This window comes from Holdemania filiformis (assembly GCF_003459085.1).
Classification (GTDB): Bacteria; Bacillota_I; Bacilli_A; order Erysipelotrichales; family Erysipelotrichaceae; genus Holdemania; species Holdemania filiformis.
Genome location: NZ_QRUP01000001.1, coordinates 1 through 17,585, shown reverse-complemented (window position 1 = coordinate 17,585; position 17,585 = coordinate 1). Strand labels below are relative to the sequence as shown.

At 31.7% G+C, this 17,585-nt stretch carries 14 protein-coding genes; all 14 read left to right on the top strand.

The window, feature by feature from the left end:
- Nucleotides 1–312: 312 nt before the first annotated feature.
- Nucleotides 313–999 carry a sugar transferase gene (locus DWY25_RS00070; protein WP_117892158.1) on the top strand — a complete coding sequence of 229 codons (687 nt, stop codon included), beginning with the start codon at nucleotides 313–315 and terminating at the stop codon, nucleotides 997–999.
- On the top strand, nucleotides 999–1,511 hold the full coding sequence (locus tag DWY25_RS00065) for a transcription termination/antitermination NusG family protein (RefSeq protein WP_117892156.1): 513 nt from the start codon (nucleotides 999–1,001) through the stop codon (nucleotides 1,509–1,511). Before DWY25_RS00070 ends, DWY25_RS00065 begins: the two co-directional genes overlap by 1 nt.
- A 112-nt stretch (nucleotides 1,512–1,623) precedes the next feature.
- On the top strand, nucleotides 1,624–2,682 hold the full coding sequence (locus tag DWY25_RS00060; protein ID WP_117892154.1) for an LCP family protein: 1,059 nt from the start codon (nucleotides 1,624–1,626) through the stop codon (nucleotides 2,680–2,682).
- A 38-nt stretch (nucleotides 2,683–2,720) separates the two neighbouring features.
- Nucleotides 2,721–3,434, top strand: coding sequence for a YveK family protein (locus DWY25_RS00055; RefSeq protein WP_117892152.1), 714 nt, complete (start codon nucleotides 2,721–2,723; stop codon nucleotides 3,432–3,434).
- Nucleotides 3,434–4,189 (top strand): CpsD/CapB family tyrosine-protein kinase, encoded by a 756-nt coding sequence (locus tag DWY25_RS00050; RefSeq protein ID WP_117892150.1) that lies wholly within the window; start codon nucleotides 3,434–3,436, stop codon nucleotides 4,187–4,189. The genes DWY25_RS00055 and DWY25_RS00050 overlap by 1 nt, the downstream gene beginning before the upstream one ends.
- Nucleotides 4,186–4,935: a tyrosine-protein phosphatase gene (locus DWY25_RS00045; RefSeq protein ID WP_147336637.1), complete on the top strand. Its 750-nt coding sequence runs from the start codon at nucleotides 4,186–4,188 to the stop codon at nucleotides 4,933–4,935. The genes DWY25_RS00050 and DWY25_RS00045 overlap by 4 nt, the downstream gene beginning before the upstream one ends.
- Before the next feature lie 17 nt (nucleotides 4,936–4,952).
- Complete coding sequence (locus tag DWY25_RS00040) at nucleotides 4,953–6,020, top strand: NAD-dependent epimerase/dehydratase family protein (protein ID WP_117892145.1); 1,068 nt, start codon at nucleotides 4,953–4,955, stop codon at nucleotides 6,018–6,020.
- Between the two features lie 41 nt (nucleotides 6,021–6,061).
- The gene (locus DWY25_RS00035; RefSeq protein ID WP_117892143.1) at nucleotides 6,062–7,294 is read left to right on the top strand and encodes a nucleotide sugar dehydrogenase; all 1,233 of its coding nucleotides are present in this window, start codon (nucleotides 6,062–6,064) and stop codon (nucleotides 7,292–7,294) included.
- Nucleotides 7,295–7,308: 14 nt separating this feature from the next.
- Nucleotides 7,309–8,130: a glycosyltransferase gene (locus tag DWY25_RS00030; RefSeq protein WP_117892141.1), complete on the top strand. Its 822-nt coding sequence runs from the start codon at nucleotides 7,309–7,311 to the stop codon at nucleotides 8,128–8,130.
- Between the two features lie 16 nt (nucleotides 8,131–8,146).
- Nucleotides 8,147–9,274 carry a glycosyltransferase gene (locus DWY25_RS00025; RefSeq protein ID WP_117892139.1) on the top strand — a complete coding sequence of 376 codons (1,128 nt, stop codon included), beginning with the start codon at nucleotides 8,147–8,149 and terminating at the stop codon, nucleotides 9,272–9,274.
- Nucleotides 9,255–10,514, top strand: coding sequence for an O-antigen ligase family protein (locus tag DWY25_RS00020; protein ID WP_181981617.1), 1,260 nt, complete (start codon nucleotides 9,255–9,257; stop codon nucleotides 10,512–10,514). The genes DWY25_RS00025 and DWY25_RS00020 overlap by 20 nt, the downstream gene beginning before the upstream one ends.
- Nucleotides 10,486–11,916 (top strand): lipopolysaccharide biosynthesis protein, encoded by a 1,431-nt coding sequence (locus DWY25_RS00015; protein ID WP_181981616.1) that lies wholly within the window; start codon nucleotides 10,486–10,488, stop codon nucleotides 11,914–11,916. Before DWY25_RS00020 ends, DWY25_RS00015 begins: the two co-directional genes overlap by 29 nt.
- Nucleotides 11,904–12,821: a glycosyltransferase gene (locus DWY25_RS00010; RefSeq protein ID WP_117892133.1), complete on the top strand. Its 918-nt coding sequence runs from the start codon at nucleotides 11,904–11,906 to the stop codon at nucleotides 12,819–12,821. The genes DWY25_RS00015 and DWY25_RS00010 overlap by 13 nt, the downstream gene beginning before the upstream one ends.
- 46 nt (nucleotides 12,822–12,867) lie before the next feature.
- Nucleotides 12,868–17,585: leucine-rich repeat protein (locus tag DWY25_RS00005; RefSeq protein ID WP_147336636.1), on the top strand; the 4,718-nt coding region annotated here is incomplete at its 3' end.

Sequence of the window (17,585 nt, the reverse complement as noted above, 5' to 3'; positions counted from 1 at the left end):
TCTCTGAGGAAACTCAGAGTTTTTTTTATATTTTAATAGGTTATCAATGGAAAAATACATAACCATTCAGGACATAAAACGTGTTGTTGATGACATTTCAGATGTTAATTATGTAAAAAAAAGCAGACTTTTTGTGACTTCTAAATAAAACTGGAAAAAGTTGTAAAAACAACGCTTTCTTGGTCTGTAACTCATTATATAGTTCCTTAATTAGTATGTCAATAAAAGTCTACTTTTAATTACAGACTTGTTGACAACTTCGCGTGGGCGAGAGCGACAGTTCTTTTTTTATGAGGGAAGCAGGTGGAATTTATGAGTAAGAGTCAGGGGATTGCTCAAACAGAAACATATACAAAACCGTCACTATCAATTCAGGTAAAAGGAATTAGTTATATCATCAAACGTATTATTGATATTCTAGCTGGTTTTGCTGGATGCCTGCTGCTAGTTCCTCTTTATTTCTATGTTCGTCATAAAAATCATCAGGAAGGGGATTTTGATCCTATATTTTTCAGACAGAAGCGCATTGGGAAAAATGGCACATTATTTGAAATGATTAAATTTCGCTCAATGGTTCCCGATGCTGAGGAAAAATTAGAACAATTGATGGAAGAAAATTCTGAAATTAAAAAAGAATATGAGACCAATAAGAAATTAAAGAATGACCCGCGTATTACGAAAGCTGGTGAATTTCTGCGGAGAACCTCATTGGATGAATTTCCTCAGTTCATTAATGTATTGAAAGGTGAAATGACTTTAATTGGTCCTCGCCCTTATCTGCCACGGGAAAAAGAAGACATGGGTGAATATTATGAACAGATTATTCAAATGAAACCTGGATTAGGCGGTTTGTGGCAAGTGCGTGGCCGAAGTGATTTAAGTTTTGTGGATCGCTGTTTATTAGATGTGGAATATACCAGAAATTGGAATATTATATGGGATTTTAAAATTTTGTTGAAAACCATTCAAATTGTCTTGTTGAGGAAAGGGGCGATTTGATGACTTGGTATTTTCTTGAGGTAGAACGTTATCACGAAGAAATCTTTAAAAATTTGCTCAATCAATCTGGTTTCAGAGCATTTATTCCTAAGAAAGAAATGTATTTTAAAAAGAATGATCTTATGTTCTTAACTCAAAAATTATTATTTCCAGGAACTGTGATGGTGAGCAGCGAGTTATCGGCAATACAATTTACAGAGGCAATAAATTCATGGATATCTCTCTATGAACAAAGTGCTGAGAGTATCTGTAAAGAATCTAATAGTTACTTTCATCTAAGTGCGCTGGAGCAAAACAAATTAGAGAACTTAATGAATGACGAGTATATTATCTCATTTTCCAAAGGTGTAATTCAGAATTACATTCTTACAGTCAATCAAGGTCCATTGAAAGGACATGAAAAAGAGATTCAAAAGATTAAACGGCATCAGAGGTTAGCGACACTTCCAATGCAATGCTGTGGCCAGTCTATACCTATAATTTTAGGATTAGAAGTAACAGAAAAGAATTAAACTAACCTGATAGTTGTCTAGGCACTTCAAGTGAGTTTAAGGAACATAAATAACAAACTCATCGGAAGCTTGAGGTGGCGAAGCCTACCTTTTTTTATTAATCGACAAGGATGTGACAAAATTGAAGAAAAAACAGAAAAGAAACAAAACAAAGATTTTGTTGATTGTGGTGGGTACGTTAATAGGTTTAATTGCTGTGATTGGCATCGGCGGGAATTTGTATGTAGATTCTTTATTAAACAAAACAAACCGTTCAAAGAAACTGACAGATGAAGAAGCTTTGGTAAATCAGGAAGTTAAAGACCAAGTGCAGGACCACAAAATTGTAAATATTGCTTTATTCGGTTCCGACAATCAGGATTGGAACGAGTGGACTGACACTGAAATGCAGCGGTCCGATGCGACAAAGATTATCTCTTTAGATTTTAACGCGAAGAAAATCAAAATTACTTCATTGCAGCGAGATACTCTAGTCTATCTTCCTGAACCCTACAATGATTATGATAAATTAAATCATGCCCATTGGCGCGGAGGCCCAGAATTAGCGATTCAGACGATCAATTTGAATTTTGATATGGATATTACACAATATGTTGGATTCAGCTTCACAGCTCTTGAAAAATTAGTTGATCTTGTAGGTGGGATAGATCTATATTTAACTGCGCAAGAAATTAATCAAAAAGATAAAAATTTAGAGGTACAAGGGGATGCGGGTACATACCACTTAAATGGGCATCAAGCTTTGATGTATTGTCGAATTCGGATGATTGATGATGATTATTATCGGATGCAACGGCAAAATAATGTAATTATGGCTATAATTAGTGAACTGCGAAATGAAAATCCCATGAAGTTATTAAATATAGTGAATGAGATACTTCAATATGTAGAAACTAATCTTACAAATGAACAAATAAAAAATTATATTATGAGCTTGATTACTTTTGATTTGAGACATATAGATCAGAACCAGATACCAAAAGAAGGAATGGATTCTATTTTGAAAACTGTAGAGTACAATGGATTTAATCCTTTATATGTAATGAAAAATTATCAAAAGCTAGTAAAAGATATTCACCAGTTCATTTATGAAGACGAGGGATATCAGCCTAGTTCAAAAATGATTAAAATTGAAAAATCAATCTACGAAAAATTTGGGAAAACTGAATAGGTTCTTTTAAATAAGAAAAGTTAGGGGAGAAAAGAAATATGAATGAAAAAGAAGAAATTGAAATTGATCTGTCGCGAGTAATTGATATTATCAAAAAACATTTTAATTTATTCGTTATTATTATTCTAATAGCATCAATTATTGCCGCCTTAATTACTATGTTTTTAATACCAAAGAAATATACTGCTGAAGCGAAGCTGATTATTGTCCAAAAATCTAATCCAGATAGTCAACAAATTAGTTATAACGATATACAAACATCACAAAAACTTGTGAATACTTATAGCGAGATATTGAAGAGTGAGGCAGTGAGCGATGAAGTAATTAAGAATTTAGAGCTTGATGTTAAAAATATAGACCATTCATCTTATTTAAAAATGGTAAACATTAGTTCTATAAAAGATACAGAAGTCATAAAAATTTCTGTAGAGACTCAAGAACCTAAACTCTCTGCTGAAATTGCAAACGAAATTGTTTTGGTGTTTCAAAAGAAAATTGCTACAATTATGAACATCGAGAATGTTACGGTATTAAACTCCGCGAAAGTACCTGAACAAAAATCAAGTCCATCAAATTTCAAGAATATTCTAATCGGATTCTTGCTTGGCTGTATTATTGATGGCTGCTTTGTAATTTATTTTTTATTGAATGACAGAAATATTAGAACTGAAGAAGAATTGAAGAAAATTTTTAATTATCCAATCATTGGATTGATTCCGGATATGTCTCATGGAACAGGAGGTACAGAATAATGCTAAGAGTAGGGGATGAATTAATTACTTTAACTGATCCAGATGCACCTGCTTCAGAAGCTTATCGAACATTGAGAACGAATATCATAATGCGAAACTTTGATAAAGAAATGAAAATAATTAACATCATTTCAACTACGGCGCAAGAAGGAAAAAGTACATGTGTTCTGAACCTTGCGATGGTCTATGCTCAGCTTCAAAAAAGAGTATTGGTTATTGATTTAGATTTGCGAATGCCCACAATTCATAAAAAATTAAAATTGAAGAATAAGAAGGGAATTTCCGATATTATTGGACATCAAGCTGATTTTGAGGATGTTGTATTACAACCTTATGAAAAGATTGATGTTATTACAGCAGGCACCAAGATCCCTTTTGCTTCAGAGTTCATACAATCCAATGCACTAAAGGAATTTCTAGAAGAGAAAAAGAAAGATTATGATTTAATTTTATTAGATTGTCCACCTGTCGGATTAGTAACGGATGGAATAGTTGCTGCATCATACTGTGATGGAACCATTCTCATCTGTGCTTCCAATCGCAATGACCGCAAAGAATTGCTGCGAGTTAAGGATCAATTAGAACAAACTCAAGTAAATGTCATCGGAATTGTCATGACGATGATGCCGGTTCAGAGAAAGTATTATAACAGTTACGGATATCGTTATAGTGATAACCAGAAAAAAATAGTATCTAAGAAAAAAAAGAATTCCTTATTATCATCCATGACGAAAAAAAGTGATAAGAAAAAATGATTGATATTCATAGTCATTTACTTCCAAACGTTGATGATGGAAGTAAAAGTATGACAGAAACACTTTCTCTTTTAAACGATGCTGAAAAAGATGGAATAACGGAAATAATCCTAACTCCTCATTTCATGAAAAATGGGGAATTTCGGATTAAAGCACCAGAACTTATTGAAAAATTCAATATTCTAAAAAATACTTATCAAGGATCAATAAAATTAAATTTAGGAAATGAATTGTATATTCATCCTGACTTGCCTGAGTTATTAGAGCGTAATGAGGTACTATCCTTATCAGAAACAGATTATATTTTGGTAGAATTTCCATTTGTAAACTATGAAGAAGAATATGATGAAATATTATATGAATTATCTTTAAAATATAAAATTATAATTGCTCATCCAGAACGCTATAAATATGTACAAAAAAATATTCAGTACTGCTTGAAGTGGTTAGATGAAGGTTATTATCTTCAATCCAATCAAAGCAGTTTGTTTCAAAAACACACGGATAAGATCCTTAGACAATTAATCAATTATGATTTTGTCAGCTTTATTGCGAGCGACGCCCATAACCCAAGCCGTCCCTTAAAATTGCAAAATGCTTTCCGAAAATTAACTAAAGAGTTTGGAGAAAAGAAGGCATATAAATTAATATACGAAAATCCAAAAACGATTCTTAATAATGGGGAAATTATATCAGAATTTAAAAAGATCAAAGAAAAAAAAACACGGTTTATGTTTTGGAAATAAAGAGGGGAAAGAGAATAATGGAGAGAAATAGTTCAAAAAAAAGAATTTTTTTTATTACAGGTATTGCAGGTTTTATTGGATCAAATTTAGCGAGAAAACTCCTTGATACTTTAGATAATATTGAGATTATTGGAATAGACAATCTCAATGATTATTATTCCCCGTCTTTAAAAGAAGCTAGACTAAATTTGCTCTTATATTATTCTAATTTAAAGTTTATTAAAGGTGATTTAGCCAATAAAGAACTTATTAATTTGATTTTTAAAAAATATACTCCGGATATTGTCATAAACCTTGCAGCCCAAGCAGGTGTACGCTATTCTATCACGAATCCAGATGCCTACATAGAATCCAACCTCATTGGCTTTTATAACATTCTGGAAGCTTGCCGTCATTCTTATGACAATGGTCAAAAAGGGGTTGAACATTTAGTGTATGCTTCCTCATCTTCAGTATACGGTTCTAATAAAAAAGTTCCTTATTCTACTGAGGATAAAGTGGATAATCCAGTTTCTTTATATGCAGCCACCAAAAAGTCCAATGAACTCATGGCTCATGCTTACAGTAAGTTATATAACATCGCTTCTACAGGGCTCCGCTTTTTTACTGTTTATGGTCCAGCCGGCCGTCCAGACATGGCTTATTTCGGATTCACAAATAAGCTGATCAAAGGGGAAACGATTGAAATCTTTAATTATGGTAATTGTAAGCGGGATTTCACGTATATCGATGATATTGTGGAAGGGATTATTAAAGTAATGCAGAAACCACCGCAAAAGCAGGCTGGAGAAGATGGTCTTCCGCTTCCACCATATGCAATTTATAACATAGGAAATAATCATCCAGAGAACCTTTTAGATTTCGTTACGATCCTACAGGAGGAACTTGTTAGAGCGGGAGTGTTGCCTATAGATTATGATTTTGAAAGTCATAAGAAATTAGTGCCTATGCAGCCAGGTGATGTCCCGGTAACTTATGCGGACACAAGCGCACTGGAACGAGATTTTGGGTTTAAGCCAAGTACAAGCTTAAGAGAAGGCTTAAGAAAGTTTGCGGAATGGTATAAAGAGTATTATCTAAAGTGAGAAGCAGAACTTCTTTTTTTTATGGAATCGAGGAGAAGAAAATGAAAATCGCAGTTGCCGGAACAGGGTATGTGGGATTATCCATTGCTACATTATTAGCTCAGCATCATGAAGTATGGGCAGTGGATATTCTGCCAGAGAAAGTCGAATTAATTAATCAAAGAAAGTCGCCGATTCAAGATGAATACATTGAAAAGTATCTTAGAGAAAAAGAATTAAACTTAATGGCGACTTTGAATGCCGAAGAAGCGTATAAGGATGCAGACTATGTTGTTATAGCAGCGCCAACAAACTATGATAGCCAAAAGAATTTCTTTGATACTTCAGCCGTAGAATCTGTAATTGATTTAGTAATGGAAGTAAACCCAGAAGCCATTATGATCATCAAATCAACCGTTCCTGTGGGTTACACAAAACATATCCGAGAGATAAAAGGAAGCAAGAATATTCTATTCAGTCCTGAATTCCTACGTGAATCCAAAGCTTTGTATGATAATTTATATCCAAGCCGGATTATTGTTGGAACAGATTTGAATGATGATAGACTGACTAAAGCAGCACATACCTTTGCCTGTTTATTACAAGAAGGGGCAATTAAGGAGAATATTGATACCTTATTTATGGGCTTCACAGAGGCAGAGGCTGTAAAATTATTTGCGAACACCTATTTGGCACTCCGGGTGTCATTTTTTAATGAGTTGGATACTTATGCTGAGATGAAAGAATTGAATCCAAAACAGATCATTGATGGGGTCTGCTTGGATCCACGGATAGGGACTCATTATAATAATCCGTCGTTTGGTTATGGCGGATATTGCTTGCCAAAGGATACAAAACAATTGCTTGCGAACTATCAGGATGTACCAGAAAATCTGATTGAGGCAATAGTGGAAAGTAATCGGACACGAAAAGACTTTATTGCGGATCGGGTTCTGAAGCTGGCAGGATATTATGAAAGCAGTGCTCAATGGGATAAAGAAAAGGAAAAAGAAATCGTTGTTGGCGTTTATCGATTAACAATGAAATCCAACAGTGATAATTTCCGACAAAGTTCAATCCAAGGAGTTATGAAGCGGATCAAGGCGAAAGGGGCTAAAGTCATTATTTATGAGCCGACATTGAAAAATGGAGATCGGTTCTTTGGCTCAGAAATTGTAAATGATCTGGAAGAATTTAAGAAACAGAGTCTAGCGATCATCGCTAATCGGTATAATACTGAACTTGAGTCAGTAAAGGAAAAAGTCTATACAAGAGATATTTTCAGCAGAGATTAAATGAGGATTTTATTATGGAAAATTATAGCGTACTAATGTCTGTTTATAATAAAGATAATCCAGAATGGTTAAAAGTAAGCTTAGATAGTATCATAAATCAAGATGTTAAACCAGCAGAGATTGTTGTAATAAAAGATGGTAAACTAAATGAAGAATTAAACAGAATATTAGAAACTATGGCGGAGAATAATCCAGGAATATTCAAATTTTATCAGTTTGATAAAAATGTAGGCTTAGGACTTGCACTCCAAAAAGGAATTACAATCTGCACTAACGAATTAATTGCTCGAATGGACGCTGATGATTATGCCAATGCTGATCGATGTAAAAAACAACTTAATAGATTTGCGACTCAGCCTGATTTGGATTTAGTAGGCAGCAATGTATTTGAGTTCACAGGAAATATTGAAAACATAGTATCAAAAGTGAACTTGCCAGAAAATCATAAGGATATAGTCAAATTTGCAAAGAAAAGGTGTCCAATTCGTCATCCTGCTTTGATGTATAGAAAAAGTATGGTGTTAAAAGCTGGTAACTATGATGATTTCAAACATGCTCAAGACTATGAGCTTATTGTACGAATGCTCTTAAGTGGAGCGAAAATGTACAATATCCAGGAATATCTTACTTATATGAGAATCTCTGAAGAGTTTTATAAACGCAGAGGTGGCTGGCAACAACTGAAGTTAATTATACGATTAAAGACAAAATTTTATCGATCAGGTTTTTACGATTTGCCAGACTATATCATAAGTACTTTGGGGAATTGCATAATATGCATGATGCCTAATAGTATAAGAGCTTTTTTTTATATGAAATTCTTAAGAAAAAGTTAGTAGGGAGAGAGACTTAATGGAGAATCCGATAAGAGTATTACATATAGTTCCTAATATGCAATTCGGTGGATTAGAAACGATGATAATGAATATTTATAGGAATATTGATAGAAGTAAAGTTCAGTTTGATTTTTTAGTACATTATACTGGAGAATATAACTATGATAAAGAAATTATTAGTCTTGGAGGAAAGATATATAGAAGTAATGTTAGAGAAAGCGGTAATATAGTTAAATATATTTTTTATTTAAATAATTTATTTACTTCCCATCCTGAATATCAAATAATTCATTCTCATATGCCAAGTTTAGCTTGGATACATTTGATGGTTGCTAAGTTTAAACATGTAAATACTAGAATACTCCATAGTCATAACAATCAGTGTGAAAAAACATTGAAGGGAAGATTTAAAGGGTTTCTAATTAAGTTGTCTCCGTATTTTGCAACTCATTATTTTGCATGTTCTAAGGAAGCAGGAGAATTTTTATTCAAGCGTAAGAAATTCCGGATTATTAATAATGGAATAGATGTAGATCGGTTCCTTTATAATCAGAACATAAGACAGAAAATACGAAAAGAGTGGGAGTTAGAAAACAAAATTATAATTGGTCACGTTGGGAGATTTGTTCAATCAAAGAATCATGATTTTCTCTTGGATATTTATAAGCGATTAAAACAAAAAAATTCCCAATTTGCTTTAGTTATGATTGGAGATGGACCGCTTAGAGGTAAAATTGAGGAGAGAATTAATGAGGATAATATCAAAGATACATTAATAATTCCTCCCACTAAAAATATTGAACAGTTATATCAAGCTATGGATCTCTTTGTCTTTCCCTCGCTTTTCGAAGGTTTAGGGATAGTATTAATTGAAGCGCAGAGTAGTGGCCTTTTTTGTTTGACAAGCAAATACAATGTACCAGATGCAGTTAGTGTAACTAGCCGTATTGAGAAAATATCATTAACTGAAGGTGTGGAAAAATGGATTTCCGCTATTAGTAATTTTGATCAATCTTATAATAGAGAAAAAATTGATCTAAGTGAGTTGAGGAATAGTTTTGATATTAAGCAAGTAGCAAAAAAAATGCAACTATTTTATATGGAAAGATATGAAAGGTATAAGTATGAAAATTCAAATAACTAATAACCCAATAATAAGGTTAATTTGTATATTTTCAATTATATCTTTACCTATGATGCCGATTTTTACAAGAAATGTTTATTACATCTTTAATTTAATTTCTGTTGTAATTGCAAGTTTAGTATTTATCCTGAATAAAGACAAACTAACAAGTTTAGAAAAAATGATGATTGTTTTTATTATGCTTTTAATCTTCTCATTTACATACTCTATAAATTTAGATAGGAGTAAATCGCTTTTCACTTTAATTTTAAGAATATTTTTATTTTCATTTGCTGTCATTCATTTAACATATTACTATACAGGTAAAAATATTTCTAAAACGATAAGTTTTATTACTAGAACTTATTTATTAGCAACAATTGTCGTTACAATTTATGCTTTTATCTTCGAATTTGGAAAATATCGGCCAAACCAGAGATTTGGCGAACTGCTTTTTAATGAAAGTTATGGAACTTATATATTTTATTCATATCATCTTTTAATCTGTGATTGTATTTTGCTATATAAACTTGTGCTTCAGCATAAAGAAATGAACAAGAATGAACGTTTATCTACGCTATTATTTATTAGTATACTTTTAATCGCAACATTCGCTAATGGTACAAGGAAATTATTTGCAGGTATTTTTATTTACACAGCATTTTTATACTTTATAGAATATAGAAAGCAATTAAAAAAATTAATTAAATATACTACTTATGTATTGATTTTATCCATCATAGGATTATTGATAACTTTTAACGTTTCTTCTTTATATCAAACTATTGGTAGAAGAATAGAATCACTTTTTTCGTATGTCCAGAAAGAAGATATCGATATATCAACATATAAAAGAAATCAAATGATGAATTTAGGATGGAATTTATTTACACAGCATCCGATTTTAGGTATAGGGGCTAATTGTTATATAGAGATGAATGAATTATATAATAATATGCAATTGTATAGTCATAATAATTATTTAGAAATAGGTGTTAATCAAGGAATTTTATCACTTCTAGTTTATTATATTTGGTACTTTCTAGTAATGTATAAATTGATTGTTAAGTTAAAAAAAGGTGAGAAAGTAGCTGTTGGTTTTTTATCCTTTTTAATTTTAGAACTTTTTTTAGATATTTGGACAGTTTCGTATAGTCGCGAACAATTTATTCTTACTTATAACTTAATCGCACTGTATGCCTATGGAAAAAATCAAAATAGCAGGGTTGAGAATGAAAGAGGAATTACATATGAACCGTAGCCAAAAATTGTTCAAGAATACTGCTATATTAAGTATAGGTTCTTTGTTTTCAAAAGGACTTCTGTTTATAATGCTTCCTCTTTACACACGTTGGTTAACGCCGGAAGGATATGGAATTTATGATTTATTAGTAACTTATATTACTTTGTTAGTCCCTGTAATCCCTTTGAATTCAGGAGAAGCTTTGTTTAGACAATTAGTTGATGCTAAAACGACTCATGAAAAAAGAGAGATTTTCTCTAATGTATTGATTCTATGCTGTTCTGGAGTGATCTTTTTTCTTGCTTTTTGGAAAATATTCCTCAAAAAACTCTTGATAAGTTATTCGAGTTTGTATGGTTATATTCTTTTCTATTTAATATCTGAGGTATTTTTTAACTTATTAATGTTTTATCTTAGAGGAATAAAAGAACTAAAGTGGTATGCATTTTGTAATATATTAAATGTCATCATTATGACTATAAATTCAATTTTCTTCGTATATTATTTAAAATTAGGTATATCAGGTTTAATGCTATCTTATATAATTTCATTTACTTCAGTATCTCTATTAATTTCTATAAGATTTCGTATTGTTCGAATGCTTAATTTAAAGTATTTTAAATTTAGACGCATTCATTCTATTTTAATGTATTCGGTTCCCTTAATTCCAACTTCTCTGGCGTGGTGGATTATGGATGCATCTGATAGAACAATAGTAACAATAGTTTTAGGATCATTCAGCAATGGTATTTTAGCCGTAGCTCATAAAATACCTTCGATTTGTCAAATGATATTCAGCGTTTTTAATCTGTCTTGGCAAGAGAGTGCCTCTGAATCAGTTTATGATAAGGATCGAGATAGATATTATAATAAAACATTGAATCAAATAGCTATATTATTAATATCCATTGGGATTTTATTAATTAGCTGTAACTTTATTATTTTTAACTATATTTTTGATAAAAATTATTATGCTGCATACTATCAATGTCCAATCCTTATCGTTGCACTAATACTTTCCTCTTTAGCTCATTTTCTTGGGAGTATCTATAATGCGTTTAAAGAAACTGTAAGAAATGCAGTCACTACTTTGTTATCTGCAATTACTAATATAATTATTCACTTATTATTAGTTTCTTCAATTGGTTTATATGCGGCTACTTTATCGACGTTACTTTCTTATTTATTTGCTTTTGTATGTCGGTATATAGATCTAAAATCGCAAATAAAATTAAAAATTAATCGACGTGTGTATGTTTTGTTTATTATAATGTTTTTAGTTATACTATTTGTTTATATAAATCATCCTATAATAAATATAATTGTCTTTATTTTCTCGTTAACTCTTTTTGTTTTCATAAACCAGAGAATTATTTTAAATGTTTTTAAGCATTTTGGAGGAAAACTATGCCGGAATTAAGTGTAATAATGAGCGTATATAAAGAAAATCTTGATTATATTAGGCTAGCGATTGTCTCTATTTTGGAACAAAGCGAAATTAATTTTGAATTTATTATCATTTTAGATTGTCCAGAAAGAAATGATGTCGAAAAATTAATTATGAATTTTCATGATAGTAGACTAATTTTGTTAAAAAACAAAAAGAATTTGGGACTTGCGAAAAGTTTGAATATCGCTCTAGATCATGCTAAAGGAATTTATATTGCTAGAATGGATGCTGATGACATAGCAAAAAAAGATCGCTTTGAAAAACAAATAAAGCTATTAAAGAATACAGACGCAGATGTTGTAAGTTGTAGAGCTATATTTATTGATGATCATGGTAACATCATAGGGAAAATGAAGCCGATACGAAAAAATAACATTAATAAAAAATTGCCTATTAAAAATGTTATTCTGCATCCTGGGGTTATGATGAAAAAAGAAGCAGTTATAGAAGTTGGCTTGTATCGAGAATTTCCTGTTTGTCAGGACTATGATTTATGGTTAAGGATGTTGACAAAAAAGAAGTTGATATTAATAAGCAATGAATACCTAATGTATTTTAGACGATATTCAGATTCAATTTCTTCAAAAAACCGTGCTAAACAATTTGTTTGTGATCATTACGCAAAGGAGTTATATAAAGTCAGAGAGAATAATGATGAAGGCAACGATAGTTTTTCTAACGTTGAGTTAAAAAAAAGAATTGATTACGTTCAAGAGTCTGATAAAAGCTCGATCGATAATTATATTACAGTGCGAAATAAACTGAGAGACAAAATTAGTATTAATAATATACTTTGTATTTTAAAATTAATGCTAAATCCGATGATAAGAATCTTAGTTAAAGAACAAATACAATATTTTTTTACAGAAATTTAATAAGAAATTGGGTAAATAATTTGGGGAAAAATAATAGAGGATAAATATGAAAACTTTAAAAAAAACTTTAAGTTGTTTGTTAATTAGCTTAATTTGTTTATGTAGCAATTCATTATTTTATTTAACAATTAATGGTGAATCCAACAAGTTAAATGAAACTGGAAATAGCATAACACGCGGTGAATGGATTTATGAATTAGTAGAATTATTCGAGATGAATGTAAGTGATGATCTTTTACCAGATAATTATTTTCCGGACTTAACACCTGATCATATTTATTATCATGAAATTATGGTCGCTGTTGAAAATGGATTAATCGAATTAGAAACTGGTAAGGAATTTCATCCTAATGAACCAGCAACACGAGATTTTGCGGCACACACTTTAAATTTTTGTTTGGGCTTTAGTTATACTGAGAATAGTTATACTTTTAACGACTATGATTTAAGTGAATATCCTAATGACATACAAATTGCAATTAACAGAGGTTGGATAAAGCTAAGCGATAACAATGCCTTACCTCAGCAAAAATTAGATATATATGAAGTTGAATTAATGAAAGAGGACGCTAAAAGAGTATTATCAGAAGCGATTATTGATACTGGCTATAATAACTCTTTCGTGTATCAAGAAAATGTTATAGTTGTACCTTCAATAACTGAATATAATATTGAAAATTCTATAATCTCATTTAAGAATTTATCAAAAACAATTAATAAAGGTGATGTTTTTGTAGTTTATAGTAATGGATTACCTTTAGCGTTTGTTGCTGAGAATATCGATAACCGCGGTACTGTAACAAATATTAAAACATCTGAAATTGATATAAACTCGATTCTTGTTTCGGTGGATGCTCAAGGAAAATTGGAACCTGACTTAAGAGATGTAATTCCTGCTGAAAACACAACAATTACTTATATTTCAGGCGGATCACCCGAGTCAAACTATGAAGATGGTGAATTTTATTCTAGCCCAAGAACGGGTGGGACTATTAATTTCACAGCAATAAAATTAGACCATGATATTATAGTTTCAGATGGTACAAAAATTTATATTAAGGGAACTGTATCAAATTTAAGTGTTGATTGGAAGATTAATACATTTAAAATGGAAGCTTCAGCCATTTTAAATGGAACAGCAACCGTCTCTGTAAATGGGAGCTTTGATGCTCTTTCTGAGTTAGGGATTCCTAGCAAGGTAAAACTAGGGAGTCTTCCTGTATTAGGAATGGGAGAAATTGAGGTTTTTGCTAATCTTGCTTTAAATGGACAAATTACATTAAGTTATAGTGAAAATTTTAAAACAGGTATTGAATTTGATTTAAACTCGGGGTTTAGATCGGTTAAAAATTTTACAAAAAATAATTTTTCAGTTGCTGCAGAGGCAGAAGCATCAGTTGGCATAACGGCAACCTTAGGGCTAACTACTATGCCTGTTGTAAAGGCGAATGTATATGCTAAAGTGGGGATGACTGCTGATCTGAATTCACATACATTTAATGATGGGATAATTCCGAATAATTGTACACATATTTCAGCATGGATGTATGCTTCTGTTGGTTACACAGCTTCACTTGATTTTATCATAAAAAAATATAATAATAGTTATGAATATGCAATTTATGATGTAAATAATAGCCCTGTAAGAGTAGTTTTACATTATGAAGATGGAAAACAAGTATATGAATGTGCTCGAAATGGTCAGAATGGAGGATATTCAGGAAGCTTCTTTACTAGCTCAAATTCTAGATATGGAAGTAGTGGCATGAGATATGGAAGTAGTACAGGTATTAATGCTTCGGGAGAACCATATACAATTTTTACTTATAAGTTGGATGAAGACCTTAACGCTTCAATTACTGGCTATGAAGGAAATGTATCTGCGCTGGTTATTCCTGAAACAATAGATGGAAATAAAGTAACTTCTATAGGATATGGAGCATTTGAGTCTAATAAACAATTATATGCAATAATGCTTCCTAATAGTATTACAAGAATAGACAATTATGCATTCAATAAATGTACGAATCTATCAAATGTTGTTTTATCAAAAGAATTAGTTACGTTAGGAAAATATGCATTTGAAGAATGTGTTTCATTAGAGAATATAGAAATACCAAAAAGTCTGACTGACAGTCAAGGTACACTTGTATATCAATCAAATGAAAGTTATTATGCGACAGGACCATTTTCAAAATGCAGCTCTTTATCAAAAGTAACATTTGAGGAAGGAACACAGGTTATTGCGCCATATCTATTTGCAAATTGTACAGGATTAAAGCGGATAACAATACCAGAAACAATAATTAGAATTGAAGAGGGCGCTTTTAGTCATAGTGCCTTAGAAAGTATAAGTGTTCCAGACAATGTGACAGAAATAGGGAAAGAGGCTTTTCTTAATACTCCGTCATTGAAAGAAGTGAACTTGGGTAATGGATTAACAACAATTGGATATGAAGCATTTCGCGATTGTGTTAATTTAGCAGAAATTAAAATACCCAATAGTGTGACGAAAATAGATAATTATGCTTTTTATAATTGTAGAAATTTGAATAAAGTTTCAATAAGCGAAGCTCTTATTTCTATAAATCCACGTACTTTTTCTAATTGTGGAATTCGAGAACTCTATATTCCAAATTCTATTAAATATATTTCTTCAGGAGCTTTTGAGAACTGTGTGTTAATAAATAAATTAGTTTTAGGTAATTCAATCATTAAAATAGAGAACTCAGCGTTCAGGAACTGTGATTCTTTAGAGGAATTAATTATACCAGATAGTGTTTCTGAAATAGGAAATTATGCTTTTGCAGAATCTGAAAAACTTAATAAAGTGAAATTAAGTTCGAAATTAACGGAAATTTCTTCTTATTTGCTCTACGAATGTCCTAATCTGACTGAAATTTCACTACCTTATGGGGTTATCAAAGTAGATAATTATGCTTTTGGAAATTGTACAAAATTAACATCAATTAAAATTCCTCGTACAACAACTTCGATATCTAATACAGCGTTTAGTTATCCTGAAAGATTAACTATCTTTGGTGTTTTCGGTACATTTGCAGAAACATTTGCAAATGAAAATAACATAAAATTTATTAATAAGCCAGTTTCAGCAAAATCAATAATTTTCGATGAATCTTTGATAACTTTATACAAAGGAAAATCATTAACATTAAATGCTACAATCACACCAATTGACTTTACAGATGAGATAGTTTGGAAGTCTACAGATAATAATGTAGTTACTGTAGATAACATAGGAAAGATTACTGCAAAAAATGTAGGTGATGCAACAATTAAAGTTACAGTAGGCAATGTAAGCGCGACTTGCAAAGTTAAAGTTATTCAACCAGTTACTTCTATATCTCTAAATAAAACATCTTTAGTTTTAGATGCGTTAGAGACTTATCAATTGATTGCTACTGTTTATCCCAATAATGCATTTAATAAAGAAATTGAGTGGAGTTCTTTAAATCCAGAAATTGCTAGTGTTTCTAATGAGGGGATGGTGACAGCTCATAAAAAAGGAAATGCTATTATAACAGTTAAAACAAAAGATGGCAGTGAAATAGAGAAAAAAGTAAATATTACTGTAAATAATACTGCACATATCATTTCAGGCATTAAGGAATTAGAATCTCCACATAATTATGAAAATAATTGCACAGATTATTGGGTCTATAGTATCTTGAACGCAGAAAAACTATTTGTTACTTTTGATGAGAAAACTATTGTAGAAGAAGATTTTGATTTCATATACTTGTATGATGCTAATGGAAAAGAAATTGGAATATATACTGGAACTCAACTTGCTGGAAAAACTATTGAAATAATAGGAAATACAGTTAAAATTCAATTGATTAGTGATGCTTCGGGAAATGCATGGGGATTTAAGGTAGCTCAGATAATCGCGGATAAAAAAATACCTGAATTAAAATTACAAATAGTTAATAGTGGTCTAAACCTAACTTGGAATGAAGTAGTAGGGGCAACTGGCTATACGATCTACCGATCCACAAAATCAGACAGTGGCTTCACTTACCTGGCATCAACCGTTTCAACGTCGTATACAGATACGAAGGTAACGGAAGGAACAACGTACTATTACAAAGTAAGAGCGTACACAAAAACAGATGGCGTTCAAGTTAATGGAGAGTTCAGTGAAGTAGTCTCAGGAAGCAAAGGAATAGGAATTCCAAGCTTAACCGTTACAGGTTCTAATGAGGGGATGTTACTGAAGTGGAATGGAGTAACAGGGGCAACCGGCTATACGATCTACCGATCCACAAAATCAGACAGTGGCTTCACTTACCTGACGTCAACCGTTTCAACGTCGTATACGGATACGAAGGTAACGGAAGGAACAACGTACTATTACAAAGTAAGAGCGTACACAAAAACAGATGGCGTTCAAGTTAATGGAGAGTTCAGTGAAGTAGTCTCAGGAAGCAAAGGAATAGGAATTCCAAGCTTAACCGTTACAGGTTCTAATGAAGGCTTATTACTGAAGTGGAATGGAGTAACAGGGACAACCGGCTACACGATTTACCGATCCACAAAATCAGACAGTGGCTTCACTTACCTGACGTCAACCGTATCAACGTCGTATACGGATACGAAGGTAACGGAAGGAACAACGTACTATTACAAAGTAAGAGCGTACACAAAAACAGATGGCGTTCAAGTTAATGGAGAGTTCAGTGAAGTAGTCTCAGGAAGCAAAGGAATAGGAATTCCAAGCTTAACCGTTACAGGTTCTAATGA

Coding starts and splice junctions, on each gene's coding strand:
- DWY25_RS00070 (WP_117892158.1), top strand. CDS start 313: ATGAGTAAGAGTCAGGGGATTGCTCAAACAGAAACATATACAAAACCG.
- DWY25_RS00065 (WP_117892156.1), top strand. CDS start 999: ATGACTTGGTATTTTCTTGAGGTAGAACGTTATCACGAAGAAATCTTT.
- DWY25_RS00055 (WP_117892152.1), top strand. CDS start 2,721: ATGAATGAAAAAGAAGAAATTGAAATTGATCTGTCGCGAGTAATTGAT.
- DWY25_RS00050 (WP_117892150.1), top strand. CDS start 3,434: ATGCTAAGAGTAGGGGATGAATTAATTACTTTAACTGATCCAGATGCA.
- DWY25_RS00045 (WP_147336637.1), top strand. CDS start 4,186: ATGATTGATATTCATAGTCATTTACTTCCAAACGTTGATGATGGAAGT.
- DWY25_RS00040 (WP_117892145.1), top strand. CDS start 4,953: ATGGAGAGAAATAGTTCAAAAAAAAGAATTTTTTTTATTACAGGTATT.
- DWY25_RS00035 (WP_117892143.1), top strand. CDS start 6,062: ATGAAAATCGCAGTTGCCGGAACAGGGTATGTGGGATTATCCATTGCT.
- DWY25_RS00030 (WP_117892141.1), top strand. CDS start 7,309: ATGGAAAATTATAGCGTACTAATGTCTGTTTATAATAAAGATAATCCA.
- DWY25_RS00025 (WP_117892139.1), top strand. CDS start 8,147: ATGGAGAATCCGATAAGAGTATTACATATAGTTCCTAATATGCAATTC.
- DWY25_RS00020 (WP_181981617.1), top strand. CDS start 9,255: ATGAAAATTCAAATAACTAATAACCCAATAATAAGGTTAATTTGTATA.
- DWY25_RS00015 (WP_181981616.1), top strand. CDS start 10,486: ATGAAAGAGGAATTACATATGAACCGTAGCCAAAAATTGTTCAAGAAT.
- DWY25_RS00010 (WP_117892133.1), top strand. CDS start 11,904: ATGCCGGAATTAAGTGTAATAATGAGCGTATATAAAGAAAATCTTGAT.